We start from the raw sequence: 25,625 nt of genomic DNA, 5'->3' as shown, positions 1-25,625 counted from the left end.
CACCAGCACCAACCTCCTCACCGCCGCCCAGGCCGGCCACGACACCGGCCTGCGCTGCTGGGCCTTCACCGGCCCCGCCCCCAACCCGCTCGCCGACCGGTGCCACGACGCGCTCGCCGTGCCATCCCCGGACAGCCAGGTGGTGCAGGAGCTGCACCTGGTCTCCACGCACCTGCTGTGCGAGTACGTCGACCAGGCGCTGCCGCTGATCCGGCAGCTGCCGACCGCGTCCGTCCCCGCGCCCCGGGCCGGCACCTTCGCGCGCTGGGCACCGCCACCCGTTACCGCCGGCACCGGCCGGGACGGCGCCAACGGACACCCGACCAACGGGCACGGCGCCAACGGGCACGGGTCCACGGGCACCGGATTGGTGCGCTCGTGACCCGCCCGCTGGTCGTGGTCGGCGACGCGCTGCTGGACCGGGACGTCACCGGCGTGGTCGGCCGGGTCGCCCCGGACGCGCCCGTGCCGGTGCTCGACGAACGGACCGCCAGCGAGCGGCCGGGCGGGGCCGGGCTGGCCGCGCTGCTCGCCGCCGCGCAGGAGACCGAGGTGGCGCTGGTGACCGGGCTGGCCGACGACGCCGGCGGGGCCCGGCTGGCGGACCTGCTGACCGGGGCGGGGATCGAGGTCTACCCGATCCCGCTGCCCGGCGCCACGGCCGAGAAGATCCGGCTCCGCGCCGGTGGGCAGACCCTGCTCCGGCTGGACCGGGGCGGTGAACCCCAGCCGCCGGGCGAGCCGCCGGAGGCGGTGCTGGAGCTGCTGTCCCGGGCCCGGGCCGTCCTGGTGAGCGACTACGGTCGCGGGCTGCTCCGGCAGCCGACGCTGCGGGCGGCGCTGGCCGACGCCACCGCCCCGGTGGTCTGGGACCCGCACCCGCGCGGCCCGGCCGCGGTGCCCGGGGCCCGGCTGGCCACCCCGAACCTGGCCGAGCTGCGGCAGCTCACCGGCGACGCCGGGGCCGGTTCGGCGCTCTCCACCGCCACCCGGGCCGGGCAGGAGCTGCGCCGCCGGTGGCGGGCGGGCGCGGTCGCGGTGACCACCGGTCCGGACGGGGCGGTGCTGTGCCACTCCGGCAGCGCGCCGCTGGTCGTGCCGCCGCCGTCCACCCTGGAACACGTCGGGGACACCTGCGGCGCCGGGGACCGGTTCGCCGCCACCGCCGCGCTGGCGCTGGCCGACGGCGCGTCGGTCACCGAGGCGGTGCAGGCGGCGGTGGAGGCCGCGTCCGCGTACGTGGCCGCGGGTGGGGCGGCCGGCCTGCACCGGGCGCCCGAGCAGCCGGGGCCCGTGTCGGCCGCGCGCACCGCCGAGGAACTGACCGCGACGGTACGCGCCGACGGCGGCACGGTGGTGGCCACCGGCGGCTGCTTCGACATCCTGCACGCCGGTCACCTGGCCACCCTCCAGGCCGCCCGCCGCCTTGGCGACTGCCTGGTGGTCTGCCTCAACTCCGACCGCAGCGTCCGGGGTCTCAAGGGGCCCGAGCGCCCGGTCAACCCGGAAGCGGACCGGGTGCGGCTGCTGGCCGCCCTGGACTGCGTCGACGCGGTGGTGGTCTTCGACGAGCCCACCCCGCACCAGGTGCTCGCCCGGCTCCGCCCGGACGTCTGGGTGAAGGGCGGCGACTACGCCGGCGACGGCGCGCCCGAGCTGCCCGAGGCGGAGCTGGTGCGCCGCTGGGGCGGGCGGGTCGTCACCGTGCCCTTCCTGGCCGGGCGGTCCACCACCGGCACCATCTCGGCCGCGCGCCAGCGCGGCCTCCACCTCGTCAAGGGAGCGGTATGAGCGAGCGTCAGCGAGCGAATCGTCAACGCAGTGCACTGGTGCCTCAGGACGGCACGGAGCGAAGCGGAGTGCCGGCATGAGCAGGGATCTGAACGGGCGGGCGGTCCTCGTGACCGGCGGGTCGAGCGGGCTGGGCGCGGCGGTGGTGACCGCGGTGGCCAAGGCCGGCGGGCGGCCGTACGTGCTGGACCGGCAGGCGCCGGCCGACGGGGTGCCGTGGGTCGAGTGCGACCTGGCCGACACCCGGGCCGCCGAGGCGGCCACCCGGCAGCTCGCCGAGCAGGCCGGCGGCCTCGACGGCGTGGTGACCGCCGCCGGCATGGACGTGCCCGGCCGGCTGGCCGACGTCGACGGCGGGACCTGGGACCGGATCGTGACGATCAACCTGCTCGGCACCGCCGCGGTGATCCGTGCCGCACTGCCGCACCTGGAGCGGGCACACGGCACGGTGGTGACCGTGGCGTCCACGCTGGGCGTCAAGGCGGTCAGCGACGCGACCGCGTACTGCGCCGCGAAGTTCGGGGTGGTCGGCTTCACCCGGGCGCTCGCCGCCGAGCTGGCCGGGTCGGTGGGCGTCACGCTGCTGATCCCGGGCGGGATGCGGACGGCGTTCTTCGACGAACGGGACGAGCGGTACAAGCCCGGCCCGGACGCGATCCTCAACGACCCGGCCGACACCGCCGAGGCGGTCCTGTTCGCGCTCTCCCAGCCGCCCGGCTGCGCCGTACGCGAGCTGGTGGTCTGCGCCGAGCAGGAGTCCTCGTACCCGTGATCCTCGTGCTCCGCGCGCTCGGCGTCGGTGACCTCGCCACCGGGGTGCCGGCGCTGCGCGCACTGCGTGCCGCGTACCCCGGCGGCGAGCTGGCGCTGGTCGCGCCGCGCTGGCTCTCCCCGCTCGTCGAGCTGGTGGGCGGCGTGGACCGGCAGGTCTTCGCGGACGGGCTGGGTCACCTCGGGTGGTCCGGCCCGCCGCCCGCGGTGGCCGTCAACCTGCACGGCCGGGGCCCGCAGTCGCACCGGATGCTCGCGGAGGTCCGGCCGGGACGGCTGCTGGCCTTCGCCAACGCGGAGGCCGGCTGGCGCGACGGTCCGCCCTGGCGGGCCGAGGAGCACGAGGTGGACCGGTGGTGCCGGATGCTCGGCTGGTACGGCATCCCCGCCGACCGCACCGACCTGGCGCTGCGCCGCCCCGGGCCGGGCGGGCTGCCGACCGGCGTGACGATCGTGCACCCGGGCGCCAAGGCGGCGCGGCGGCGCTGGCCCGCGGAGCGTTTCGCGGCGGTGGCCCGGGAGCTGGCCGGGCGGGGCCACCGGGTGGTGGTCACCGGCAGTGCCGCCGAGCGGGACCTCGCCGCCGCCGTGGCCCGGCGGGCCGGCTTGCCGGCCGACGCGGTACTGGCCGGCAAGACCGACGTGGGCGAGCTGGCCGCCCTGGTCGCCCACGCCCGCCTGGTGCTGTGCGGGGACACCGGCACCGGTCATCTGGCCACCGCCTACGCCACCCCGTCGGTGCTGCTGTTCGGCCCGGTGCCGCCCGCCGCGTGGGGGCCGCCGCCGGACCGGCCGTGGCACGAGGCGCTGTGGGCCGGGCCGCGCCCGGGCGGGGACGGCCCGGCGGTGCATCCCGCGCTGGCCGAGCTGGACGTGCCGGCGGTGCTGGCGGCCGTGGACCGGGTGAGCGCGGCCGCGCGGTCGGTGGCCGGGACCCGGATCCCGGTCCAGACGGCCGGCCCACCCCTTGCTACCCGCCGGTAGCCTCGCCACCGTAGGCTGACCCGGTGAGCGGGGAGTACACGCAGGAGTTCGTGGACGTCGACGGGGCGCGCATCGGCGTCCAGGTCTACCCGGAGCCCGACGGACCGCCCGGTGCGCCCGTGGTGGTGATCTGGCCCGCCATGGGCGTCCGCGCCCGCTACTACCGGCCGTTCGCCACCGCGCTGCGCGACGCCGGCCTCGCCCCCGTCGTGGCCGACCTGCGGGGCACCGGCGAGAGCACCCCCGCGCCCTCCCGCGGCTGCCGGTACGGCTACGCCGAGCTGGCCACCGACGTCGGCGCGGTGCTCGACGCGCTCAAGCCCCGGCTGGACGGCCGGACGCGGCTGCTGCTCGGGCACTCGCTCGGCGGGCAGGTCGCCGTGCTCCACCAGGCGCTGCACGACGCCGACCGGGTGGACGGGCTGGCCCTGGTGGCGGTGGGCATCCCCTGGTGGCGCGGGTACCCGGGGCGGCGCGGCTGGGGCGTGCTGCCGTACACCCAGGGCATCGCGGCGGTCGCCCGGCTGATCGGCGTCTGGCCGGGCTGGGGGTTCGGCGGGCGGCAGGCCCGCGGGGTGATCCGGGACTGGGCGTACACGGCGCGGACCGGGCGCTTCCCGGTGCTCGACGGGGTCGACGCGGAGGCGGCGGTCCGGCAGGTCCGCACCCCGGTGCTCGCGGTCAGCGTCGACGACGACCAGTACACGCCGCACGAGACGCTGGACCACCTCTGCGGCAAGCTCGCCGCCGCCCCCGTGACCCGGCACCGCTACACCGTCGCCGAGGCGGGTGGTCCGCTGGACCACTTCACCTGGGTACGCGCCGCCGCCCCGCTGGCCGTCCGGGTCGCCGCCTTCGCCGCCGCGCTTCCGCCCCGCTGATTCCGTCGCCGCCGCGCGCTGATCCGTCGCCGCCGCGTCAGGGACGAGGCGGCCGGTCGCCGGAAGACGGTGCGTAGGTTCGCCGAAGGTGGGTAAGCCGCACCGCCCGAACACGGCGAAGGGGGATCAGATGTCCGAACGGCACACCGCTTTGCGCTCGATGCACGACCTGGGCCTGGCGGCCTGGTTCGGCGGCTCACTGATGGGCGCGCTCGGCGTCAACGGCGCGGCGACAAAGATCGACGACTCGACCCAGCGGCTGCCGGTCGCCTCGGCCGGCTGGGCGCGATGGACCCCGGTCAACGCGGCCGCGATCGGCGCGCACCTGGCCGGCGCGGTCGGCGAGCTGATCACGGAGAGTCCACGCGTGGCGGCCCAGTCGGGCGTGGGGAAGATGAGCACGATCAAGACCGCGCTGACCGTCGGCGCGCTGGCGGTGACCGGCTACAGCCGGCTGCTCGGCATGCGCCTGCAGAAGGCGGGCGGGCCGCCCGTCGCGGGGGCCACCCAGCCGAGCTACCAGACACCCGCGAACGTCGCCTCCTCACAGCGGCAGATGAAGCTGCTCCAGTGGGCGATCCCGGCCATGACCGGCGCCCTGGTGGTGGTGTCCGCGTACATGGGCGAGCAGCAGAAGCCCGGACAGGTGTTCCGGGGCCTGATCGGCCGTGCCGGAGGGCTGGCCGGTGCCCCGATGGCGATCGGCAAGATGGCCGGGATGGCCGCGTCCAAGCGACCGATGGCCATGGCAGGCAGGTGACCCGCAGCGAATCGACGCCCGGGGCGCATCAGCGCCCCGGGCGTCGGTCGTCGGTCGTCGGATCAGGAGCCGGTGCCGTCCTCCCCCGGCCGGCCCAGCGTCGACGGCTCGTTGTCCGGCACGGGAGGTTCGGCCACCGGGTGCCCGGTGTCGTCCACCACGCCCGGTGCCATGCTGCCGCCGTGCGCCTCCTCGGCCTCCCGGATCGCCCGGGGATCCCGGTCGTCCCGGGTCAGGCCGCCGGGCTCGTCCCGCCGCTCGTCCACGCGTCCCCCTCGCTGTCGGTCCTCGGCACCGCCGGTACCCGGGGGGTGCCGGCGGAAACCTCAGGCGGGCGTGGCGGCGGGCGCGACGCCGAGCAGTGCGGCGAGCCGGGCGGCGTCCCGCTGGGCCTGGTCGCCGCAGCAGTTGTTCAGCAGCACGTGCAGCTCGGCGCACTGGTCGGCGAGCTCGCCCAGCAGCACGGACCAGCGCCGCAGCTCCTCCTCGCCGTAGGCGTAGCGGAACTTCTCCTGCTTGTCGCCGCTCTCCCAGGCGGTGCTGTGCCCGTGGAACCGCACCACCGCGAGGTCGGCGGTGGCGACGAGGATCGGCGGCACCGAGGATTCGTGCCCCTGCGGCATGTCCACGCAGACGTACCCGAGACCGTGCTCGCGCAGGAAGGTCACGGTGTCCACCACGGCGTCCTCGCTGAACCAGGAGGAGTGCCGCAGCTCGACGGTGACCGGCCAGGGCCGGCACCGCCGTGCCACGGACAGGATCCGCCGCCGGGCCGCGTCACCGCGGGCCAGCCAGGGCGGGAACTGCAGCAGCACGGCGCCGAGCCGGTCGGCCGCCGCGAGCGGCGCCAGCGCCGCGTGGAATCGGTCCCAGAGCGCGTCGTACGCCCCGGCGGACAGGTCCCGCCAGCGGATCCGGCTCGGACCGCCGGCCGGTCGCAGCTCCCGCGGCAGCGCGTCGACCGGGGTGTGGTGGCCGGTGAAGAGGCGGAACGCCTTGACATCGAAGGTGAAGCCCGGCGGGGTGGCGGCCGCCCAGCCCGCGGCGGTCTCCGGCGCCGGGATCGCGTAGTACGAGGTGTCCACCTCGACCAGGCCGAACCGTTCGGCGTACCAGCCGAGCCGGCCGGCCGGGGTGTTGACCGCGCGGGGATACCAGCCCGAGCGGACCAGCATCTGGTCGGCCCAGGAGGACGTGCCCACCTTGATGACACCCATGTAATTCAGTGCACCGCGATCGGGACGAAACGGCAACTCGGGGACGTCCGGTGTGGAGCCGGAGAAGTGTCGGTGGCGGGTCGTACGGTGTCCCCGTCCTCCAGCGAAAGGCGGCGGCATGGGCACCACCGACCAGGTCCTCACCGGCGAGCGGGCCGATCTGCTCGCCGCCCTCCAGCTGCGCCGTGGCTTCCTCCGGCAGACCGTGGCGGGGCTCGACGACGAGCAGGCCGCACGCCGAAGCACGGCCAGCGAGCTGTGCCTCGGCGGCCTGATCAAGCACGTGGCACTCACCGAGCACCGGTGGATGCGGTTCGCCGTGGGCGGCGCCGAGGCGATGCAGCGCGAGCCGGTCGACTGGGCCGGCCACTTCCGGATGCTCCCGGGCGAGACGCTGGCCGGGCTGCTCGCCGAGTTCGACCGGGTGGCCGCCGAGACCGACGGCCTGATCGCCACGCTCGACCTCGACGCCGCGCATCCGCTGCCGAGCGCTCCCTGGTTCGAGCCGGGCGCCAGCTGGACGGTGCGCCGGGTGCTGCTGCATCTCATCGCCGAAACCGGGCAGCACGCCGGGCACGCCGACATCATCCGCGAGTCGATCGACGGGGCGAAGACCATGGGCTGACCCGGCGCTGGTGACCGATCTCACCCGCCGAGCGGGGCGCGCGGCGGGCCTCGCGTGTGACGCCACGACCGGTGGCGGCGCTGAGGGACACGAGATGAACGGACACCGGATGGACCAGGAGACCGTCGAGCGGCTGCTCGTCGGTCCGGTCACCGACGAGCTGGACGGGCCGCAGGCGCTCGTCCGGTTCCTCGCGGCTGTCCGCGCCGATCCCCATCCGCAGGAACTCAGCGGCGAGGGGGCCGCCGTCCAGGCGTTCCGCCGGGCCCGGGCCGGCGACGCCGTTCCGGTCCCGGTGTCCCGTCCCCCGCGACGGCTGCACGCCGGCCTGCTCGGCGCCAAGCTCGCCCTGGCCGCCGTGCTCGCCGCCGCCACCGGCGGGGTGGCCCTGGCCGCCGTCACCGGCAACCTGCCGGGGCCGCTGGGCGGCGGTGGAGGCGCGCCGCTCACGCCCTCCCCCGGTGCCGGCACCGGCGGGCCGGCCACGCCGACGGCCGGCCCGAGCCACCCGGCCACCCCGAGCGCCGCCCCGACCGACCGGCCGGGCAGTCCGTCCGGGATCGCCGGGCTGTGCACCGCCTACCGGGCGAAGAAGAACGCCGACCGGGGGCATGCCCTGGAGGCGCCTCCCTTCGCCGCCCTGGTCGCAGCCGCCGGCGGTCCGGAGAAGGTACCCGGCTACTGCGACGCGCTGCTCCACGGGAAGGGCAAGCCGACCAGCTCCGGCACCGACCCGACCAAACCGCAGCCGAGCGAAGATCCGACGCAAGGGACCAGCACCAGGCCCAGCACCCGCGTCACCGGCCCCCCGGAGCCCACGCCCAGCAGCCCGACGGCCGGTCTCGCGACGACCATCCATCCGGAGAACCGGCCGGCGCAGATACCCGCCTCGGTCCACCCCTCCGTGCGCTCAGGGTGACCGTCGGGGCCGGCACCAGCGCGGTATCTGTCCGGGCCGCCCAGCCGGCCGCTCGGACCGGCGATCGGCGGCGGACGGGCTGGTAGCGTGCCCCGGTGACCCCGCGGCGTCGCCGACTGGCGATCCCCTTCCGCCTGGCCGTCGTGCTCGGCGTGGTGGCCGGCATCGTGCTCACCGCGCTCGGCCCGGCCACGGTGACCGGCCTGCTGCCGTACTTCACCATCCAGAGCAACGTGGCTGTCGGCGTCTTCGCCGGGTACGCCGCCTGGCGGGCCTGGCAGGGCTGCCCGGAGCCGCCGAGCGCGCTCAAGGGCGCCGTGACCCTCTACATCACCATCACCGGCACGGTCTACCACCTCGTGCTGGCCAACCCGGCGAGCCCGTTCGCGATGGTTCAGCCGCACCGGGAGCCGGGCGAGTGTTGGGGCAACCAGTTCCTGCACACCGTGGTGCCGCTGCTGGCGATCGCCGACTGGGCGCTGTTCGACCGGCGGGGCCGGCTGCGCCCGCGGTACGCGGCCTGGTGGCTGGCATTCCCGGTCGCCTACCTCGGGTTCGCCCTGGTGCGAGGGCTGGTCGTGCACCGCTACCCGTACCCGTTCCTGGACGTCGGCCAGCTCGGCTACGGGGGCGTGGGGCTCAGCGCGCTCTTCTTCGCCGTCACGTTCTGGCTGCTCGGGATCCTTTTCGTCGGCGTCGACCGGGGGCTGGCCCGGCGCGCCCGCGACGTGCCGGTCGAGCCGGCCCCGGTGCCGGCCGCCGCGCCGGAGGAGAGTGCGGCCGGGCCCCGCTGACCGGGGTCGGCCGGGGTGCCGGTCACCCGTAGGTACGCCGCTCGCCGGCCGGCCCGCCGATCCGGACCCGCCGGCCCGTGGTGCGGTCGCGGCCGTAGGCGTCGGCCCGCCCCCAGCGCCCCGGCACGTCCAGCAGCTCGAGCCGGCCATACCCGTCGGGGATGTGCGGGTCCGCCAGCAGGTTCTCCCCGCAGGGGCGCAGCCCGAGTATGGTGGCGAGCAGCATGAGCAGGCCACCGGAGGCCCACGACTGCGGCCGGCCGGCCGCCGGCAGCTGGACCGGGTACTTGGTGATCTCGCGCGGGTAGCCGGCGATCACCTCCGGCACCGACCCGCCGAGCGTCTCCGCCACCGCGAGGATGCCGGCCGCGACCTCGGCCGCCTCGGCGTCGTACCCGTAGCGGCGCAGGCCCGCCGCGATGAACGCGTTGTCCGACGGCCAGACCGCGCCGAGGTGCGCGCCGACCGGGTTGTACGGCCGCTGCCCGGCGGCATAGGTGCGCACCCCCCAGCCGGAGAAGAGTTCGGGGCCGAGCAGGTGCGTGGCGACCGCGTCGGCCCGCTCCGGCTCGACGATCCCGCTCCACAGCAGGTGCCCGAGGTGGGAGGTGAGCGCGTCGACCGGCTCCCCGCCGGGGGTGAGCGCGAGCGCGTAGTAGCCCCGGTCCGGCAGCCAGAAGTCCCGGTTGAACCGCTCCCGCAGCCGCGCTGCCTCGGCTTCGAGCCGGTCGGCGTAGCCGGGGTCGCCCCAGACCTCCCGGGCCAGGCGGGCGCCCCGGATCTTCGCGTCGTACGCGTAGCCCTGCAACTCGCAGGTCGCCCGGGGGTACGGCGGCTCGACGGCGTGCCGGTCGATGATGGCCTCCGGCGAGTTCCGCCAGGTCTGGTTGGCCAGCCCGTTGACCGTGTTGCGCGGCTGGTAGCGCAGGTAGCCGTCGCCGTACGGGTCGCCGTACTCGTCGAGCCAGTCCAGCGCCATCCGGGCCGGGTGGCGCAACTGCCGGACGAGTTCGGCGTCGCCGGTCCAGCGCTCGTACTCGTCGAGCAGGATCACGAACAGCGGGGTGGTGTCGGCGGCACCGTAGTAGAACGCGGTGGGCTGCTCGCCGAAGGCGGCGGCCTCGCCGTAGCGCAGCTCGGCCAGGATCTTCCCGGGCTCCTCGTCGTGATAGTCGTCGAGCTGTCCACCCTGGAGCAGCGCGAGCAGGCGCAGCGTCGCCGGGGTCAGCTCCGGGGTGAACGGCAGGGTCTCCAGACAGGTGAGCATGGCGTCCCGGCCGTACAGCGCCATGGCCCAGGGCAGCCCGCCCACCGGCACCCGCTCGGCGTACGACAGCGGCGCGTACCGCAGGGAGGCCAGGTCGGTCAGCGCCTGCCGGTACGCCGACGTCAGGGACTCCCGTTCGGCGATCAGCTGCGGCGCGTGGTCGAACCAGCGGGCCAGGTCCTCCGGCATGTCGTGATGGACGTGCTGGCGGTGGGACTCCAGGCTGGACCGCAGGTCCTGTCCGCCGGCACCGCGGATGATCATCGCGATGTGCAGGTCGGTGTGCCACTCGCCGTCCGGGGCGACCCGGATCCGGAAGGTCATGCCCCGCTGGTCGACCTCCACGGGCGCGGTGCTGGAGACGACGGTCTCCCGGGCGAACCGACCCCGCTCGTAGCAGATCCGCAGCTGCTGGTGCGCCGCGTCGGCGACGACCCGTGGCCGGCGCGGCCCGGGCCGGAGGATCTCGGAAGTGTCGGCGAAGTCGCTGCCGATCTCCATCCGCACGGTGAAATCGGCGGGCTCGGCGGAGTGGTTGAGCACGGTGAGCCGCTCGTTGAAGCTGTCGTCGATGGACCGGTGCCGGATCACCGAGACGTCGGCGTCCACGTAGTGGCTGGCGGCGCCGGGGACCAGCACGAACCGGGTCTCGTAGTAGGCCAGCTCGTCCCGGGACAGGGCATGCAGCCGCTCCCCGTCGATGGTGAGCACCCACTGGGACAGGAAGCGGGTGTCGAACGAGAACAGGCCGATCGGAGCGTACGGGTCGACCTCCATGTCGCCCTGCGCGTCGCTGAGCGCGAACGCGTTGCCGGCGAGGACGTTGACCAGTTCCTGCTTCATCGCGTCTCCACCCGGTTGCGACCGCCGGCCACCTCACGCGGGTGCCGGGCGCCGGACGGGCCCGGAAAGAGGCGGCGCAGCGTCAGCAGCAGCCGCAGGTTGCCCTGCGCCGTCAGGTCGTTGCGCAGCAGCGCCGCAGCCGGGTTCAACCGGCCGGCGGCGATCCGGTCGAACACCTCTCGGTCGGCGCGGACCACCAGGTCGGCGTCCTCCGCCAGGCGATCCACCCGGACCTCCTGGTGGCAGATGGTCAGGTACCAGTGCTCGGTGCGCGCACCCTCACGCAGGTCCAGGCGCATCGTGCCGGTGGTGGTCTCCGGCAGGTCCGGATGCGGGCCGGCGACCTGCCGGGCCAGATGCTCCGCCGCCGAGGCGCTCATCGGTCCCTCCCCGTGTCCGTGGTTGCGGCTCCCCGCCGGTCCGTCTGCTCCCGCAGCATCCCCGCCGGTCGGGTGAACCCAACTCACCTCGTCCGGGTGAGCCGGGCTGGTGCGCCGGGCGGAACTCGGGTACTGCGGAGGAATGGGGATGACCGGGGACGCCGCGGCCGACCGCGTGCTCGCCGCGCTGCTGGCCATGCAGCGCCAGTCGTGGGAGCAGGGGGTGACCGGGCACGCCCTGCTGGACCTCGGGCTCGGCGAGCTGGCCCTGCTGGTCGCCGACGCGGCAGTGACCCGCCAGCACCCGGACGGGCGGCTCGGCGACGTGTCCGGCGAGGCCGGGGCGGTCAACGGCGCTGCCTGCGGCGAGGCGGTCCGCCACGCGGCCGCGACCGACGGGGACCCGCGCTACGCCGCCGCGCTGGACGCGCAGCTCGACTGGCTGGTCACCCGGGCGCCCCGGGCCGCCGACGGGACCCTGTTCCACCTGCTCGACAGCCGCCAGGTCTGGGCGGACACGGTCTACATGGTGGTGCCGCTGCTAGCGCTGACCGGCCGGACGGACCTGGCCGCCGCTCAGGTCGACGGGCACCGGCGCCGGTTGTTCGATCCCCGCACCGGCCTCTACGCGGCCCGCTGGGACGAGGACCGGGACGAGCTGGACCACCCGCGCCCCTGGGGCACCGGCAACGGCTGGGTGGTGGCCGGGATCGCCCGGGCGCTGTGCCTCGCGCCGGACTGGCCGGCCGGGGCCCGTGCCGAGCTGGCCGGGCACGCTCGCACGGTGCTGGACGCCTGCCTGGCGTACCGGACGGACGACGGGCTCTTTCCCGACGTGCTCGACGATCCCCGCTCGTTCCGGGAGGCGAACACCGCCCAGCTCCTCGGGTACGCGGCACTGACCGGGGTGGCCGACGGCTGGCTGCCGGCGTCGTGGCTGGGCACCGGCGCAGAGCTGCTGGCGGCCGCCGGCCTGCGGGTGGACCGCCACGGGCGGGTGACCGGGGTCAGCGGCGCGCCGGACTTCACCGGCCCGGGCACCTCCCCGGAGGCACAGGCGTTCCACCTGCTCGGGCACGCCGCGCTGCGCCGCGCCCGGGCGGCCGTCAGCCCCGCTGGATGAGCCCGCGCACGTAGGCGGCCTGGCCGACGTGCTGGAGATCGTCGTCCAGCACGCTCACCAGCCGCACCCCGAGGGTGACCGGCGGGTCCCAGTTCTCGTCGACCACCCGGTCCAGGTCGGCCGGGCGCAGCCCGCGCAGGTACGCCAGGGTCCGGTCCACCACCGCCCGGTGGTAGTCGAGCAGCACCCCGCCGTCCTCCGGCCGCACGCGGGCGACCTGCTCGGGGCCGTACCCGTATCCGGTGTCGTCCGGGTCGGCGGTCAGCCCGCAGCGCCCCGCCCAGTCACCGCCGATCCACAGCTGCTGCTCCCCCATGGCGTCGCTGACGTGGTGGTCCTGGAGCCGGGTGAGGTGCCACACCAGCCAGGCCACCGAATTCGCCCCGGCGGCCGGCGCCTGTCGCAGCTGGTCCGGGCTCAGCCCATCGAGCGCTCCCGCCACCAGGTCGGGCAGCCGGCCGTACGCGTCGGTCAGCAGGTCGTTCACGTCCACGGGTCCCACGCTCCTCCACCGTCGGTGCCACCGGAGGCAGTACCGCCCAGGCCGGGCGGCAAACCTCACCCCCTTAGGGTGATCGCGTGGTCGCGGCGCTGGAGCTGTATCTCGACACCGACGCCACCCGGCGGATCCGGGTGCTCTGGGACGCGTTGGAGTCCGAGGGCGTGCAGAGCATGAAGTCGCTGCTGGAGCAGCGGCACCGGCCGCACGTCTCGCTGGCGGTCGCGCCGCGCCTCGACCCGCACCGGGTCGCCGAGGCGCTGGCCGGGATGGTGGTCGCCGCCCCGCTGCGGCTGGAGTTCCAGCACGCCGGGCAGTTCGTGGGGCGGGTGCTGTGGCTCGGTCCGGCCCCCACACCGGAGTTGCTCGCCCACCACGGCGCGGTGCACGAGCGGCTGGCCCGGGCCGGCATCGGGCTGGTCGAGCACTACCAGCCGGGCCGCTGGGTGCCGCACTGCACGCTGTCCATGCGGGTGCCGAACGCGTTGATGGCCGCGGCGGTGCGCCGCTGCCTGGAGGTGCTGCCGCTCAGCGCCACCGTGGTCGGCGCCGCCGTGACCGACCACGCCCGCGGCATCTCCCATCCGCTCGGCTGACCTCGCCCGTCGCAGGGGTCAGCGCGGCCCGAAGTCGACCAGGAAGGTGGGGTAGTCGGGCTGCGGGCAGGGATCGCCGCGGTGGCCGAGCCGCTCGTAGAAGGGCGCCGCCCGCTCCCGGTTTGCCTGCCACTCCAGGTGGCGGGCCCGACCGGCCGCCCACTCCGGCACCGCCGTCAGCAACGCGCGGCCCACGCCGCGCCGGCGCCGGTCCGAGCGTACGTGCAGGTCGTGCAGGCGCACGGTGCGGTGCGCGTCGCCGGAGCGCAGGTGCGGCCCGTGGTCCTGGGCGGCGGCGTACCCGCTCAGCCCGTCGTCGTCGACCGCGCCGAGCAGCGCCCAGCGCGGGTCGGCGAGCAGCACCAGGAACCGCTCCCGGTGGACCTCGGCCGGCTCATCGCCGACGCCCATGTCGCGCAGCATCGGCCACAGCCGCGGCCAGTCCGCCCCGGTCAGCTCACGTACGGTGATCGGCACGCCGTACAGGATGCCCACCGGACCGGGTTTTGCGCCATCTGCCGCCGCTGATGGCGATGCCGACGGAGCGACGCAAGCTGGTAAAAGAGCAGGTCAGAGCCGTCCTGGCCACCCGAGGACGTGCGGCCGGAGCGCCTACGAGCACGCCTGGAGGCATCCCATGGCCGCACCCGTCATCCGTTCCGTCACCGCCGACCCCACCGTCCTGCTGCCCGGTCAGTCCACGACCGTCCGGGTGGACGCCTACCATCCCGACTCGCGGCTGCTGACCCTCTCCGGCCGGGTCAGCGACCCCACCGGCGCGGCCTGGGACGGCCCCGTCCGGGTGGATCTCAGCGTGCCGATGACCGTGCAGCTCGGCAGCGCCTCGCCCGGCGTGACCGTCACGCCGTACCCCGGCGATCCGGCCCGCTTCACGGTGACCGTGCTGGCCGGCCGGGGCACGGTCACGCTGACCGCCACGGCCGGGGACGCCGCGGGCCGGACCGGCACCGCCGCCACCACCCTGACCGTGCCGCTGCTGCTCGGGATGAGCACCGAGAAGGGTGCGCGGACGCAGCGGGTGGTGGCCGAGTACCCGGGCATCCGCTACATGCGCGACTTCGGCACGGACGGCGGCGACGCGGACGCCCTGCCGGAGCTGCCCCCGCTGAACGCCGGCAAGTTCGTCGACGCCCCGTCGGCCGTCATGCACGTGTCCTGGAAGGACGACGTCGAGCAGCTGACCGGCTGGCTGGACGGCCTGAACCGGCCGGTCTACCTCACCTGGTACCACGAGCCGATGGGCGACGTGACGCCGACGACGTACCGGACCACCGCGACGCGGGTGGCGCAGATCGTCGCCGCCCACCGGAACCGGCGCTGGGTCCTCGGGCACGGCCCGATCGTCACCCGCTACTGGCTCGACGAGGGGCGGGGCGACCCGGCCGACTGGGGCTACCCGGGCATGACCCACTACGGCGTGGACTGCTACTCGCGGGACACCGCGACGTACTGGCCGGCGTCGCGGATGTTCGGGGTGGCGTTCGGCAAGGTGCGGGCCGCGTACCCGGGGATCCGGCTGCTGGTGCCCGAGTACGGCCTGGTCCGCACCACGGCCGACGCCACCGGGGCGGGCCGGGCGCAGGCCATGCGGGACCACGTGACCTGGCTGCGGCAGCAGAACGACGTGGACGCGGTCGCCTACTGGAACAACTGGGCCGAGTACGAGCTGGGCGATCCGCCGCTGGAGTCGACCGCCTGGCGGAACCTCCAGTTCGCCTGACGCCCGCCCCGGCCCGGTGCCGGCCCACGGGGCCGGGGCGCCAGGCGGCCGGAAGGCCCCCGGCGCCGGGTGGGCCTAGACTGACGCCCGTGAGGCAGCCGGAGTGACCAGCGCGAGCGCGCCGTCGACGACGTATGGTCACGTCTGCCTGGCCTACGGCGACCCGGCGGCGCTGAACGCCCGGGCGGTCGCCCACCTGGCCGCGGGCCTCGCGGCCGGCGAGCAGGTCTGGCTGGTCGGTCCCGGCGACCCCGACTCCCTGGCCGACCGGCTGGCGCGCCTCCCCGGTCTCGACGACGCGCTGAGCCGGCGCGCGCTCCGGCTGGTCCCGGTCGAGCAGGCCTACCGCCACGATGAGATCGTCGACCCGGAGAAGCAGGTCCGGGCCTACGCGGCGGCCACCCGCGAGGCGCTGGCCGCCGGCTACACCGGCCTGCGGGTGGTGGCCGAGGCGACCACCCTGGTGCGCTCCGCCGCGCAGCGGGCGGCGTTCGCCCGCTACGAGCACCTCATCGACCGCTGGATGCGCCGGCAGCCGATGTCGGCCGTCTGCGCCTACGACCGCCGGGAGCTGACCGACGCGGCGATCGCCGAGCTGGCCTGCATGCACCCCGAGACCAACGCCGGGGTGCTGTTCCGGCTGCACGCCGGTGGCGGGGACGCGGTCGTCGAGCTCGGCGGCGAGCTGGACCCGTCCAACCACCTGCTCTTCGCCGCCGCGCTGGACCGGGCCGACCCGCGACCGGTCGGCGGCCGGCTCGTGCTCGAGGCGACCGGGCTGCGCTTCGTCGACCACCGCTGCCTGCTGCACCTGCGCGACCACGCGCGCCGGCACGACGCCACCGCCGTGGTGCGCACCTCGCGCTCGGCCGCGGCGCGACTCGTCGAGCTGCTCGACCTGGCCGAGGTGCGGGTGGAGGTGGTCCGATGAGGACGGGAGCCGGCGCCGGTCACGTGGGCTACTACCACGAGGCGGTCCTCTACGACTCCGACGAGCACCTCCTGGCCGTCGTGCTGCCCTTCCTGCTCGGCGGGATCGAGGCCGGGGAGCCGACGGTCGTGGGCGTCGGCGGGCGCAACGCCGAACTGGTCCGCCGGGCCCTGCCCACCGGCGCCGCGGTCACCTTCCTGCCCGGCGGCGACCTCTACGCCCGCCCGACCGCCGCCATCCGCGCCTACCGGAAGCTGCTGGGCTCGTACGTCGCCGACGGCGCCCGGCAGATCCGGATAATCGGCGAGCTGCCACCGGCCGTGCTCGGCGCCACCTGGGACTGGTGGGCGCGCTACGAGTCGGCCATCAACCACGCCTACGACGACTTCCCGCTCTGGAGCATGTGCGCGTACGACACCCGGACCGCCGCGCCCAGGGTGCTGGCGGACGTGTTGCGGACCCATCCCCGGGTGGCGATGCCGGACGGCAGCCACGTGCCGACCGACGGCTACACCGAGCCGGCGACCTACCTGGCCGAGCAGCGCCTGATCCTGCCCGACCCGGTGCAGCGGACGGCACCGGCGGTCGAGCTGGTCGACCCGAGCCCGGCCGGGGCACGCGACGCGGTACGCGCCGCACACCGGGGCCAGCTCCCGGCCGACCATCTCGACGACCTGGTCGTGTCGGTCAGCGAGGTGGTGAGCAACGCGCTGCGGCACGGCGTGCCGCCGGTGCGGATGCGGCTGTGGTGCGCGCCGGACCGGATGGTGGTGACCGTGCACGACGGGGGCAGCGGCCCCACCGACCCCTACGCCGGGCTGCTGCCCGCGGGCAACGGCGCCGCCGGCGGCCTCGGCCTGTGGATCAGCCACCAGTCGTGCAACCACGTGACGCTGCACCGGGACGCCGACGGCTTCACCGTCCGCCTGACCGCCGGAAACCCGTACTTCCCGGTCTGAGTCGGACCGTCCACCGGCCCGGGTGGACCCGCGGCCGCGCTCGGGGGCGGGGCGGGGCGGAACCCGCGCGCCGACGGCGGTACCGTTGCGCCTCATCATGCCCTGCGGGGCGGTCATCCGCCGGCCTGGCGCTGGCGAACCGACGGAGGATGGCGCATGTCCAACGGCGAGGAACCGTTCGCACCCCACGACGACGTGTCCGCGCGGCCGAGGTTCGACCCGGCGCTGCGCGGCTACGACAAACGCCAGGTGGACCGGTACGTCGAGCAGATGGACGGCGAGCTGACCGCCGTGACGGCCGACCGGGACCGCGCGTACGCCCAGGTGCGGGAGCTGACCGCGCAGGCGCAGCGGGCGCAGGCCGAGGCCGCCGAGCTGCGGCAGCGCCCGACGCAGGTGGACCGGGCGTCCTTCCGGGACCTCGGCCCGATGGTCGACCAGATCCTCGACCTGGCCGAGAAGCAGTCCGGGCAGATCACCGAGACGGCCACCAAGCGCGCCGCCGAGCTCCAGGCGCAGGCGGAGAAGGTGCTGGCCGCCGCGCGCGACGAGGCGGACCGGGAGCGGCGCGAGCTGGCCGAGGAGCTGTCCAACCGCCGGGCCGAGCAGGAGAAGGCGGACGAGGAGCGGCACACCGCCGCGCAGGCGGAGCTGACCGCGATCCGGGAGCTGACGGAGAAGCTGCGCGTCGAGGGCCAGGCCGCCCACGACCGGGCCCAGCAGGAGGCGAAGCGGATCGCCGAGCAGAGCGCCCAGCAGGTCGAGCAGGCACGCTCCGCGTCCGAGGCGCTGGTGAAGGCGGCGCGCACCCAGATCCAGCAGGAGGTGCAGGCCAACCGGAGCAAGGCCCAGCAGGAACTGGCCCAGTGGCAGGCCACGATGGCCCGCGAGCTGGACGAGCAGCGGGCCGCGGCCGAGCAGGAGCTGGCCGACCGGGCCGCCGCCGCCGAACGCGACATCGCCGCCCTGGTCGCCGAGGCCCAGCAGTACGCCACCGAGGTGCGGGAGCGGGCCGACGACGAGACCGCGGCGCACCAGGAGCAGCTCGCCACGGTGCAGCAGGAGATCCAGCAGCGGCAGGAGGCGCTCACGCAGCTCCAGGCCGAGTTGGCGACGGTCGGTCAGCAGCTGGAGCAGACCCGCCGGGACATCGCCACGGTCGAGCAGGAGGGCGCGGCGCTGGAGGAGCGGCTGATCGGCGTACGCCGGGACCTGACCGCGGAGACCAAGCGGCTGGAGGACGCGCGCCGGGCGGCGGATCTCGCCGAGCAGCACGCGAAGGAGACCCGGGCCCGGGTGCAGCGGGAGGCCAAGCGGGTCGCCGACCTGGCCGCGGCGGCGGTGATGGCGGCCGCCGCCGGCGGTGTGGAGACGGCCGAGTACCCCATGGTGGCGCCGCGTCCCGCCGGAACGCCCGCGGAGCCCACCCCCGTGGTGGTGCCCGCCCCGGCCGCGGTGCCGGCCGCGGTGGCCGCCCCGGCCGTGCCGGTGGACGCGGAGCCCGACGAGCGGGCCGACGGCGAGCGGCCCACCGCCGAGCCGTTCCTGGAGCGGGCCTCCCTGGACCGGCCGAGCTTCGACGCGTTCGCGGTGCGCACCCCGGCGCAGCGGCCCGCCCCCGAGGCGGAGGTCACCGGCGAGCCGGCGCCCGGCCCCGACGGCGATGTCCCCGCCAACGCCTGACCCGTCCTCGCCGCCGGCCCCGCCTCCGCGGCGGCCGGCGGCGGGCATCAGCCGGTCACCTCCCCGCCGTCCACCCCTGGTGGACGGTGAGATACCGCCTGGGCGCGCGGCGCCGGCGGCGCATGAGCGGGTCGCCGGGGGCGCGGCCCGAGCCGGCGGGTCCGGTCAGTCGGCCGCGAGGGCGGCGGCGAGGTCGGCGAGGTAGCGGGCCACCGGACCCGCGGTGAGCACGCCGCTGCCGGCACCGGCCAGCTCCTCGGCGGCGGGGCGCAGGGCGGCGTGCAGCCGGGCCATGGCCGGGCGGTCGTCGAGGTCGAGGGCGGCCCGGGCGGCGACGCAGAGCCGGGCCTCCCGCAGCAGGTCGTGCGGCGACTCGGGCAGCGCACGCAGCGCGGCGGCGGCCTCGTCCCGGCTCCCGGCGGCGAGCAGGGCCAGCGGCCGGACCCACGGGGCGTACGGGCCGGTGGAGTCAGCCTCGGTCAGCGCCGGGCCGGGATCGTCGCCCGTGGACAGCCGCAGGCAGAGCAGGGCGAACGGCAGCAGCCCGGCGGCCATGCCCGGCATCTGCCCGGCGTCGAGCCGCACGGCCGCCGCCCGGTACGCCGCCTCGGCCTCGGCACGGCGTCCCGCGACGGCCAGCCGGAGAGCGGCGTACCAGGCGGTGAAGACGCCGACGAGGGGCAGTTCGTAGCGGGCGGCGAGGCGGTCGGCGGCGGCCGCGTGGGCGTCGGCGGCGGCCAGGTCGGCGCGAGCGCAGTGCGCCTGGAGCGCGATGAGATGCCCCAGCACCTCGAAGGTGACGAGCCCGTGCCGGTCGGCCAGGTCGACCAGTTCGGCGCCGATGCGGGCGCGTTCCGGGGCCCGGCCGGCCCGGTCGAAGGCGTGCATGAAGCGGGCGTTGAGCGCGAAGGCCAGCAGGGCCGGGTCGCCGAGGCCGCGCGCGATCTCCTCGGCCTCACCCGCCGCCCGCCGGCCCCGGTCGCCGGTGTCGCCGCGCAGCTCCAGGGCGAGGGTGCAGAGCAGCCGGCCCCGCCGGGCCCCCCGGTCGGCGGGGAGCGCGGCGAGGGCGGCCTCGGCGGCGGCGACGATCCGCCGGGACAGCGCCTCGTCGTCATTGCGGGGCCAGACGGCCGGCACGTCGAACGCGGCCAGCACGTCGGCGGTAAGGCCGGGGTCGGCGAGCCGTTCGACGGCGGCGACCGCCTCGGCCCGCAGCCGGCGGGTCCGGTCGAGGTGCCCGGTGACGGCGAGGGCGCGCCCCCAGCCGATGAGCGCGGCCAGCCGCCCGCGTACGTCGGCACCGCCGGCCCGGTCGTGGGCGGCGACGGCCTGCTGCCACAGCCGGGCCGCCTCGTGCGGGTGGCAGCGCCGCTCGGCGCGAACGGCTCCGGCCGCGGCGTACCGGGCGGCCCGGGTCGCGGCGTCCGGACCGGAGGCCTGTCCGAAGTGGTGGGCGAGGGCGGTGACGTCGCCGGGCCGGAGCCGTTCGAGCGTGGCGCCGGCGGCGGCGTGCCAGCGGGCCCGGCGCGGCGCCGACAGGTCGGTGTAGAGGGTGTCGCGGACGAGGATGTGGGCGAAGCGGGCGCCGTCGGGGGTGAGGAACCCCGCCTGCGCGGCCCGGTCCACGGCGTCCAGCATGGCCTCCTCGCCGACCAGCGCGGCCAGCACCTCCGGGTCGAGGTCCCGGCCGAGCACCGCGGCCTGCCGCAGCACCGCCCCGGTCTCCTCGGGCAGCTGCGCGAGGCGGTGCCGGATGACGTCCCGTACCCCGGCCGGTACGCGCTCCAGCGCGGTGGCGCCCTCGGCGGCGAGCAGCCGGGCCAGCTCCCGGACGAAGAACGGGTTGCCGCCGCTGCGCCGGTGCAACGCTCGCACGGTGTCCGGGTCGGCCGCACCGGCCACCGTCCGGACCAGCTCGGCGGTCTCCGCCTCGGCGAGCCCGCCCAGGTAGACCCGGACCGGTTCGGTGCGCGCCAGCCGGGCCAGGGCCCCGGTCAGCGCCGGGGTGATCCCGGTGGCCCGGTATGTGCCGACCGCCAGCACCGGCCCGGTCACCGGCTCCGGGCCGGTGAACAGCGCGGTCAGCAGGTCGAGGGTGTCCTCGTCGGCCCGGTGCAGGTCGTCGAGGACGAGCAGCACGGGCCGGCGCCGCGCCGCCGCGCCCACCCGGGCGACCGCCGTCCGGTGCAGCCGGTAGCGGGCCACGGCCGGTTCCGCGGCGCCCGTGACGTCCGCGGTGGTGTCGCCGGACACGCCACCGGGAACCGGCGCGCCGGACAGCCCACCGCCCACCGGCCCACCGGTCGTCGTTCCGCCGGTGGTCGCCCCGCCGGTCGTCGCCCCGCCGCCGGGCCCGCCGGTGGCCACGGGCGGCGGTTCCCCGGGCGGCTCGGGCAGGGCGGCGGCGAGCTGGGTCCACGGCCAGGCGGCCGGTGCGCCCTCGTACTCCGGGACCCGGCCGACGGCGCAGGTCCAGCCGGCGGCGGCGAGCCGGTCGGCCAGCGCCTCGACGAACGCGGTCTTGCCCGCGCCCGCGTCGCCGGAGACCAGGGCGAGGGCGGGCCGGCCGCGCCGGGCCACCTGGTCGGCCAGTCCCGTGAGGCTGGCCAGCTCGGCGTCGCGCCCCACGAACGGGCGCCGTTCCTCCCTCGCTCCCCCGGCCGGTGGCGCGGCCGGGACGGCGACCGGCGCCTGGTCGAGGTGCGGGGCCTGGGCGAGGATGTCGGCCTCCAGCCGGCGCAGCCGGGGCCCGGGATCCACCCCCAGCTCCCCGACCAGCACGGCGCGGGCCTCCCGGAGCGCGGCGAGCGCGTCGCCCTGCCGGCCCGCCCGGTAGAGGGCGGCCGCGAGCAGCCGCCAGGTCTCCTCCCGGAGCGGCTGGGCGGCGGCCTGGGCGCGCAGGTCGCCGACGGCTTCGGCGGCCCGGCCCAGGGCCAGCAGCGCCTCGGCGCGCCGCTCCACGGCGAGCATCCGCAGCTCGTCCAGCCGGTCGATCTCCGCCCGCGCCCACGGCTCGGCGGCGAACTCGGCGTATGCGGGGCCACGCCAGAGGGCCAGCGCGTCGTCCAGGGCCGCCAGCGCCGGTCCGGCGCGTCCGGCCCCCAGCGACTCTCCCGCCGCCCCGACGGCCGCCTCGAACCGGCCCGCGTCGACCGCCTCCGGGGCGGCCGGCAGCGCGTACCCGGGCGGGGCGGTGACCAGCAGCCGGGCCGGCCGGCGCGGCGGCCGGTCGGGCTCCAGCGCCCGGCGCAGGTCGGCCACGAAGGTGCGCACCGCGCCGACCGCGCCCTCCGGCGGCTCCGCCCAGAGGTCGCCCACGAGCCGGTCGACCGGCACCACGCGCCCCCAGGCGACCAGCAGGCGGGCCAGCACCGCACGCTGCCGGGCGCCCTTCAGCGCCACCGGGCCCCGCTCGCCGGCCGCCACGAGCGGCCCGAGCACCCCGAAGGTCACCGGGGGCACGGGCGGCGGGCTGGTCACCCCGCCCACTCTAGGCAGCCCGGTACCCGCGCACCGGCGGCCCGGCCGGGGCACTCATCCGATACTGATCGGCCGCTGATCGGCACCGGGGAGGCTCGACGCGGACCCGAACACACCCCGGAGAGGACACCTCATGATCAACGGATTCGAGTCGCGCCGCGTCACCGTCGCCGACGGCGTCGCCCTGCACGCCGCGGTGGGCGGCACCGGCCGCCCGGTCGTGCTGCTGCACGGCTTCCCGCAGACCCACCTCATGTGGCGGCACGTCGCGGCGGACCTGGCCGCCGACCACACGGTCATCTGCCCCGACCTGCGCGGCTACGGCGAGAGCGACAAGCCCGCGGACACCGACGGCACCGCGTACGCCAAGCGGACCATGGCCGCCGACGTGGTGGCGCTGGCCCGGGCGCTGGGGCACGACCGGTTCGCCCTGGCCGGGCACGACCGGGGCGCCCTGGTGGCGATCCGCGCCGGCCTGGACCACCCGGAGACGGTCACCCATCTGGCCGCGCTGGACGTGCTGCCCACCCTCGACACCTGGGAGGTGATGCACGGCGTCACCGCCGCGGTCGGTTTCCACCTCTACCTGATGGCCCAGCCGCCGGGGCTGCCCGAGCGGCTGATCGGCGCCGCGCCGGACGAGTTCTTCGGGCACTTCCTCGACCTCTGGTCCGGCGACCCGGACGCGATCCCCGCCGACGTGCGGGCCGCGTACCTGCGGGCCTGCCGGGCGGCGGTCCCCTCGATCGTGGCGGACTACCGGGCGTCGGCCGGCGTCGACCTCGCGCACGACGAGGCGGACCGCGGGGCGGGCCGGGTGCTCCGGATGCCGGTGACCGTGCTCCAGCAGGACTGGGGGGCCGCGCTCGGCTTCGACGCGGCGGCGCGCTGGCGGGCCTGGGCGCCGGACCTGCGGCACGTGCCGGTGTCGTACGGGCACTTCATGGCCGAGGAGGCCCCGGCCGAGGTGGTGAAGGAGCTGCGCGCGCTGCTGGCCCGATGAGGTGAGCGCGTGCGCACTCTTGCCCGAGACCGTGGAAGATGCAAATATTCTGATCACTTTACGTGTGGGAGTTCTCACGTTCGGGGGTTGATCGGCATGCGGAAGTTCTCCTCGGTCGCGGCGGCGGTCACACTGACGGTCGGCTGCACCGGTGTCGCGGTGGTGACCGCCGCCGTTCCGGCGAGCGCGACGTGCAGCCACGCGCACTCCAACATCGACACCAAGCTCGGCACGCTCTTCAACGCCAGCAACGTCAACATCCGCACCGGCCCGCACACCACCTGCGGTTCCCTCGGCTACGGCCAGCTCAGCCACAGCGTCGACTTCCACTGCTACACCAACGGCGACCGGGTCAGCGCGAACGGGCACACCACCTACACCTGGACCTATCTGCGGGACAGCACGACCGGGGTGTCCGGCTGGGTCGCCGACGCCCTGCTCGACAACCTCGGCAGCAGCGTCGCCTGCTGACCGTCCCCGCACGACCGGCCGGGAGCGGGCAGGATGGTGCGGCATGACCGAGCCACGCCTGTACCCGCCCGTCGAGCCGTACGCCACCCACCGCATCGCCGTCGGCGACGGCCACGAGCTTTACGTGGAGGAGGTGGGGCGGCCGGACGGCGTACCCGTGGTCTTCCTGCACGGCGGGCCGGGCGGCGGCCTCGTGCCGGCGGCGCGACGGTTCTTCGACCCGCTGCGCTACCGCGCCGTGCTGTTCGACCAGCGCGGCGCGGGGCGCAGCACCCCGTTCGGTGAGCTGCGGGGCAACACCACCTGGGACCTCGTGGCCGACCTGGAGACGATCCGCGAGCGGCTCGGCGTCGACCGGTGGCTGGTGTTCGGCGGGTCGTGGGGGGTCACCCTCGGTCTGGCGTACGCCCAGACCCACCCGGACCGGGTCACCGGGCTGATCCTGCGCGGTGTGCTGCTGCTGCGGCGCAGCGAGCGGGACTGGTTCTACCAGGGCGGCCTGCGCCACCTCCAGCCCGACGAGTGGGAGCGGTTCCTCGCGCCGATCCCCGCCGCCGAGCGCGGCGACGTGCTGGCGGCGTACCACCGGCGGCTGCACGGGCCGGACGAGGCGCAGGCCCAGGCGTGCGCGGTCGCCTGGGGGCGCTGGGAGGCGGTCAACTCCTCGCTGCGCCCCGACCCGGGGGTGCTCGCCCACTTCACCGCCGAGGAGCAGGCGCTGCCGATCGCCCGGATCCTCTCCCACTACGCCGTGCACGGCGGCTTCCTCACCGAGACGCAACTGCTCGACGGCGTGGACCGGATCCGGCACCTGCCCGCCGTGATCATCAACGGCCGCTACGACCTGTGCTGCCCGCCGGTGTCCGCGTACGACCTGGCCCGCCGCTGGCCGGAGGCCGAGCTGCGGATCGTGCCCGACGCCGGCCACTCGGCCGCGGAGCCGGGCATCGCCCGGGAACTGCTCCGCGCCACCGACCGGTTCGCCGACCTGCTCAGCTGACCCGCCCCGCCTCCGCGAGCAGCGCCCGGACCGGCTCGCCGACGGCCGGATCGACCGGGAACCGGGCCGCCAGCCAGTCGAGCGTGGCCCGGGCGGCCGCCGCGTTGTGCCGGTAGCCGGGGACCATGGCGGCCAGGGGCAGCACCTCCGGTGGGTACGCCTGCTCGACCCGGCGGCTCGGGTCGAACGGGTCCCGCCGGTGTGCCGCCGACGGCTCGGTGAGCCGCAGCAGGGCGAGCACCCGGTCCACCGCGTACGACTGGATGAACCGCGCCGCGGTGAGCCGTTCCCCGCGCAGCTCCCGGTGCAGGCCGACGTAGAGGTTGGTGAGCGCCTCGTTGAGGTGGAACTCGACCGTGTCGTACGGCGTGGCGGGGCGCGGCGCCGCACCGCTGTCGGCCAGCCCGGCGGGGGCGTCGGGGCGCTGCCAGACCACCCGGGCGCCGGTGAACGGCAACCGGGCCAGTTCGGCCACCGTGAAGACGGCGTACTCGACGAAGATCCCGTCGGCGTAGCGCGCCTTGCGGCCGTTGCGCTCGTTGGCGAAGCTGTACGCCACCGGGCAGGGCGCCGCCAGCCAGTCGGTCGAGTCGACGTAGCGGCTCACCGCGCCGTCCGCGACGACGAGGAAGAAGTCCAGGTCGGAGTGATCGTCGAGCCGGTCCCGGTCGGCGCCGGCCGAGCCGAGGCCGAGCAGCGCCACGGTGTCCGGCCGGGTGGCGAGATGAGCGGCGAGGTCGTCGAGCCGACGCAGCATCGGGTGCATCCGTCGCCCCTTCCGTGAAGAGTCGACGTTTCAGCCCGTGCGGCCCTGCGTCGCCGCCGGGGTCGCGACACCGATGCCCGCCATTGTGCGTCGGACCCCCGACACCGCTCAAGCCCGCGCCTACCGATCCGGCGGCGGCGC

25 protein-coding genes and 1 pseudogene are annotated in these 25,625 nt (G+C 76.3%); 18 read left to right on the top strand and 8 right to left on the bottom strand.

Annotated elements, in window-relative coordinates; genetic code table 11:
• From ABZW14_RS23475 to ABZW14_RS23450, 6 genes and pseudogenes are all read left to right on the top strand, one after another.
• A pseudogene (locus ABZW14_RS23475) lies at nt 1-382 on the top strand (phosphoheptose isomerase); the annotation flags it as partial.
• Nucleotides 379-1,791, top strand: a complete 1,413-nt coding sequence (locus ABZW14_RS23470; RefSeq protein WP_355350261.1) for a PfkB family carbohydrate kinase — start codon at nt 379-381, stop codon at nt 1,789-1,791. The pseudogene ABZW14_RS23475 and the gene ABZW14_RS23470, both read left to right, overlap by 4 nt.
• 88 nt (nt 1,792-1,879) lie before the next feature.
• Nucleotides 1,880-2,563, top strand: a complete 684-nt coding sequence (locus ABZW14_RS23465; protein ID WP_355350273.1) for an SDR family oxidoreductase — start codon at nt 1,880-1,882, stop codon at nt 2,561-2,563.
• Complete coding sequence (locus ABZW14_RS23460; protein ID WP_355350258.1) at nt 2,560-3,546, top strand: glycosyltransferase family 9 protein; 987 nt, start codon at nt 2,560-2,562, stop codon at nt 3,544-3,546. The genes ABZW14_RS23465 and ABZW14_RS23460 overlap by 4 nt, the downstream gene beginning before the upstream one ends.
• Nucleotides 3,547-3,569: 23 nt before the next feature.
• Nucleotides 3,570-4,427: an alpha/beta fold hydrolase gene (locus tag ABZW14_RS23455; protein ID WP_355350255.1), complete on the top strand. Its 858-nt coding sequence runs from the start codon at nt 3,570-3,572 to the stop codon at nt 4,425-4,427.
• A 130-nt stretch (nt 4,428-4,557) separates the two neighbouring features.
• Nucleotides 4,558-5,187 (top strand): hypothetical protein, encoded by a 630-nt coding sequence (locus ABZW14_RS23450; protein ID WP_355350252.1) that lies wholly within the window; start codon nt 4,558-4,560, stop codon nt 5,185-5,187.
• Between the two features lie 62 nt (nt 5,188-5,249).
• Here the strand turns inward: ABZW14_RS23450 and ABZW14_RS23445 are convergent, their stop codons facing one another.
• Nucleotides 5,250-5,453, bottom strand: a complete 204-nt coding sequence (locus tag ABZW14_RS23445) for a GTPase activator (protein WP_355350246.1) — start codon at nt 5,451-5,453, stop codon at nt 5,250-5,252.
• Between the two features lie 60 nt (nt 5,454-5,513).
• A complete protein-coding gene (locus ABZW14_RS23440; protein WP_355350243.1) occupies nt 5,514-6,404 on the bottom strand; it encodes a DUF72 domain-containing protein in 891 nt (296 codons plus the stop codon).
• 118 nt (nt 6,405-6,522) lie between these two features.
• On the opposite strand from ABZW14_RS23440, the gene ABZW14_RS23435 reads away from it, so the two are divergent.
• From ABZW14_RS23435 to ABZW14_RS23425, 3 genes are all read left to right on the top strand, one after another.
• Nucleotides 6,523-7,029, top strand: a complete 507-nt coding sequence (locus ABZW14_RS23435; protein WP_355350240.1) for a DinB family protein — start codon at nt 6,523-6,525, stop codon at nt 7,027-7,029.
• A gap of 94 nt (nt 7,030-7,123) precedes the next feature.
• Nucleotides 7,124-7,948, top strand: a complete 825-nt coding sequence (locus tag ABZW14_RS23430) for a hypothetical protein (RefSeq protein WP_355350237.1) — start codon at nt 7,124-7,126, stop codon at nt 7,946-7,948.
• 95 nt (nt 7,949-8,043) lie between these two features.
• On the top strand, nt 8,044-8,742 hold the full coding sequence (locus tag ABZW14_RS23425) for a Pr6Pr family membrane protein (RefSeq protein WP_355350234.1): 699 nt from the start codon (nt 8,044-8,046) through the stop codon (nt 8,740-8,742).
• Nucleotides 8,743-8,764: 22 nt separating this feature from the next.
• Here the strand turns inward: ABZW14_RS23425 and ABZW14_RS23420 are convergent, their stop codons facing one another.
• Nucleotides 8,765-10,852 (bottom strand): glycogen debranching N-terminal domain-containing protein, encoded by a 2,088-nt coding sequence (locus ABZW14_RS23420; RefSeq protein ID WP_355350231.1) that lies wholly within the window; start codon nt 10,850-10,852, stop codon nt 8,765-8,767.
• Nucleotides 10,849-11,232: an SCP2 sterol-binding domain-containing protein gene (locus ABZW14_RS23415; protein WP_355350228.1), complete on the bottom strand. Its 384-nt coding sequence runs from the start codon at nt 11,230-11,232 to the stop codon at nt 10,849-10,851. Before ABZW14_RS23415 ends, ABZW14_RS23420 begins: the two co-directional genes overlap by 4 nt.
• A gap of 148 nt (nt 11,233-11,380) precedes the next feature.
• Here ABZW14_RS23415 and ABZW14_RS23410 point away from each other — a divergent pair, with 148 nt between their 5' ends.
• A complete protein-coding gene (locus tag ABZW14_RS23410) occupies nt 11,381-12,355 on the top strand; it encodes a glycoside hydrolase family 88 protein (protein ID WP_355350225.1) in 975 nt (324 codons plus the stop codon).
• Here the strand turns inward: ABZW14_RS23410 and ABZW14_RS23405 are convergent.
• On the bottom strand, nt 12,339-12,848 hold the full coding sequence (locus tag ABZW14_RS23405) for a DinB family protein (protein ID WP_355350222.1): 510 nt from the start codon (nt 12,846-12,848) through the stop codon (nt 12,339-12,341). The genes ABZW14_RS23410 and ABZW14_RS23405 overlap by 17 nt on opposite strands.
• 86 nt (nt 12,849-12,934) lie before the next feature.
• Between ABZW14_RS23405 and ABZW14_RS23400 the strand changes: the two genes are divergently transcribed.
• A complete protein-coding gene (locus ABZW14_RS23400; RefSeq protein WP_355350219.1) occupies nt 12,935-13,450 on the top strand; it encodes a 2'-5' RNA ligase family protein in 516 nt (171 codons plus the stop codon).
• Between the two features lie 18 nt (nt 13,451-13,468).
• Here ABZW14_RS23400 and ABZW14_RS23395 read toward each other — a convergent pair whose 3' ends face one another.
• A complete protein-coding gene (locus ABZW14_RS23395) occupies nt 13,469-13,927 on the bottom strand; it encodes a GNAT family N-acetyltransferase (RefSeq protein ID WP_355350216.1) in 459 nt (152 codons plus the stop codon).
• Nucleotides 13,928-14,087: 160 nt separating this feature from the next.
• Here ABZW14_RS23395 and ABZW14_RS23390 point away from each other — a divergent pair, with 160 nt between their 5' ends.
• The 4 genes from ABZW14_RS23390 to ABZW14_RS23375 all read left to right on the top strand — a co-directional run bounded on the left by ABZW14_RS23390 (nt 14,088) and on the right by ABZW14_RS23375 (nt 18,764).
• The gene (locus ABZW14_RS23390; RefSeq protein ID WP_355350213.1) at nt 14,088-15,191 is read left to right on the top strand and encodes a hypothetical protein; all 1,104 of its coding nucleotides are present in this window, start codon (nt 14,088-14,090) and stop codon (nt 15,189-15,191) included.
• 103 nt (nt 15,192-15,294) lie between these two features.
• Nucleotides 15,295-16,122, top strand: a complete 828-nt coding sequence (locus ABZW14_RS23385) for an MEDS domain-containing protein (RefSeq protein ID WP_355350210.1) — start codon at nt 15,295-15,297, stop codon at nt 16,120-16,122.
• Nucleotides 16,119-17,081: a sensor histidine kinase gene (locus tag ABZW14_RS23380; protein WP_355350207.1), complete on the top strand. Its 963-nt coding sequence runs from the start codon at nt 16,119-16,121 to the stop codon at nt 17,079-17,081. The genes ABZW14_RS23385 and ABZW14_RS23380 overlap by 4 nt, the downstream gene beginning before the upstream one ends.
• A gap of 156 nt (nt 17,082-17,237) precedes the next feature.
• Nucleotides 17,238-18,764 (top strand): hypothetical protein, encoded by a 1,527-nt coding sequence (locus ABZW14_RS23375; protein ID WP_355350204.1) that lies wholly within the window; start codon nt 17,238-17,240, stop codon nt 18,762-18,764.
• 165 nt (nt 18,765-18,929) lie between these two features.
• On the opposite strand, the gene ABZW14_RS23370 is transcribed toward ABZW14_RS23375, so the two are convergent.
• Complete coding sequence (locus tag ABZW14_RS23370; protein ID WP_355350201.1) at nt 18,930-22,244, bottom strand: BTAD domain-containing putative transcriptional regulator; 3,315 nt, start codon at nt 22,242-22,244, stop codon at nt 18,930-18,932.
• 133 nt (nt 22,245-22,377) lie between these two features.
• On the opposite strand from ABZW14_RS23370, the gene ABZW14_RS23365 reads away from it, so the two are divergent.
• The 3 genes from ABZW14_RS23365 to pip all read left to right on the top strand — a co-directional run bounded on the left by ABZW14_RS23365 (nt 22,378) and on the right by pip (nt 24,718).
• On the top strand, nt 22,378-23,247 hold the full coding sequence (locus ABZW14_RS23365; RefSeq protein WP_355350198.1) for an alpha/beta hydrolase: 870 nt from the start codon (nt 22,378-22,380) through the stop codon (nt 23,245-23,247).
• Nucleotides 23,248-23,343: 96 nt separating this feature from the next.
• Entirely contained in the window at nt 23,344-23,718 is a 375-nt protein-coding gene (locus tag ABZW14_RS23360) for a hypothetical protein (protein WP_355350195.1), read from the top strand.
• Nucleotides 23,719-23,761: 43 nt separating this feature from the next.
• The gene (gene pip / locus ABZW14_RS23355; protein ID WP_355350192.1) at nt 23,762-24,718 is read left to right on the top strand and encodes a prolyl aminopeptidase; all 957 of its coding nucleotides are present in this window, start codon (nt 23,762-23,764) and stop codon (nt 24,716-24,718) included.
• Here pip and ABZW14_RS23350 read toward each other — a convergent pair.
• On the bottom strand, nt 24,711-25,484 hold the full coding sequence (locus ABZW14_RS23350) for a hypothetical protein (protein ID WP_355350189.1): 774 nt from the start codon (nt 25,482-25,484) through the stop codon (nt 24,711-24,713). The two genes, pip and ABZW14_RS23350, sit on opposite strands and share 8 nt — an antisense overlap.
• Nucleotides 25,485-25,625: the final 141 nt, after the last annotated feature.

The organism is Micromonospora sp. NPDC004551, from assembly GCF_040609975.1.
Classification (GTDB): domain Bacteria; phylum Actinomycetota; class Actinomycetes; order Mycobacteriales; family Micromonosporaceae; genus Micromonospora.
Note: the sequence above shows the minus strand (reverse complement) of the source record. Positions and strands in the feature narration are given on the sequence as shown.

Excerpts from the sequence above, each read along its gene's own strand:
- ABZW14_RS23450 (WP_355350252.1), top strand. The coding sequence starts at position 4,558 with ATGTCCGAACGGCACACCGCTTTGCGCTCGATGCACGACCTGGGCCTG.
- ABZW14_RS23440 (WP_355350243.1), bottom strand. The coding sequence starts at position 6,404 with ATGGGTGTCATCAAGGTGGGCACGTCCTCCTGGGCCGACCAGATGCTG.
- ABZW14_RS23435 (WP_355350240.1), top strand. The coding sequence starts at position 6,523 with ATGGGCACCACCGACCAGGTCCTCACCGGCGAGCGGGCCGATCTGCTC.
- ABZW14_RS23430 (WP_355350237.1), top strand. The coding sequence starts at position 7,124 with ATGAACGGACACCGGATGGACCAGGAGACCGTCGAGCGGCTGCTCGTC.
- ABZW14_RS23420 (WP_355350231.1), bottom strand. The coding sequence starts at position 10,852 with ATGAAGCAGGAACTGGTCAACGTCCTCGCCGGCAACGCGTTCGCGCTC.
- ABZW14_RS23415 (WP_355350228.1), bottom strand. The coding sequence starts at position 11,232 with ATGAGCGCCTCGGCGGCGGAGCATCTGGCCCGGCAGGTCGCCGGCCCG.
- ABZW14_RS23410 (WP_355350225.1), top strand. The coding sequence starts at position 11,381 with ATGACCGGGGACGCCGCGGCCGACCGCGTGCTCGCCGCGCTGCTGGCC.
- ABZW14_RS23390 (WP_355350213.1), top strand. The coding sequence starts at position 14,088 with ATGGCCGCACCCGTCATCCGTTCCGTCACCGCCGACCCCACCGTCCTG.
- ABZW14_RS23380 (WP_355350207.1), top strand. The coding sequence starts at position 16,119 with ATGAGGACGGGAGCCGGCGCCGGTCACGTGGGCTACTACCACGAGGCG.
- ABZW14_RS23375 (WP_355350204.1), top strand. The coding sequence starts at position 17,238 with ATGTCCAACGGCGAGGAACCGTTCGCACCCCACGACGACGTGTCCGCG.
- ABZW14_RS23365 (WP_355350198.1), top strand. The coding sequence starts at position 22,378 with ATGATCAACGGATTCGAGTCGCGCCGCGTCACCGTCGCCGACGGCGTC.
- ABZW14_RS23360 (WP_355350195.1), top strand. The coding sequence starts at position 23,344 with ATGCGGAAGTTCTCCTCGGTCGCGGCGGCGGTCACACTGACGGTCGGC.
- pip (WP_355350192.1), top strand. The coding sequence starts at position 23,762 with ATGACCGAGCCACGCCTGTACCCGCCCGTCGAGCCGTACGCCACCCAC.
- ABZW14_RS23350 (WP_355350189.1), bottom strand. The coding sequence starts at position 25,484 with ATGCACCCGATGCTGCGTCGGCTCGACGACCTCGCCGCTCATCTCGCC.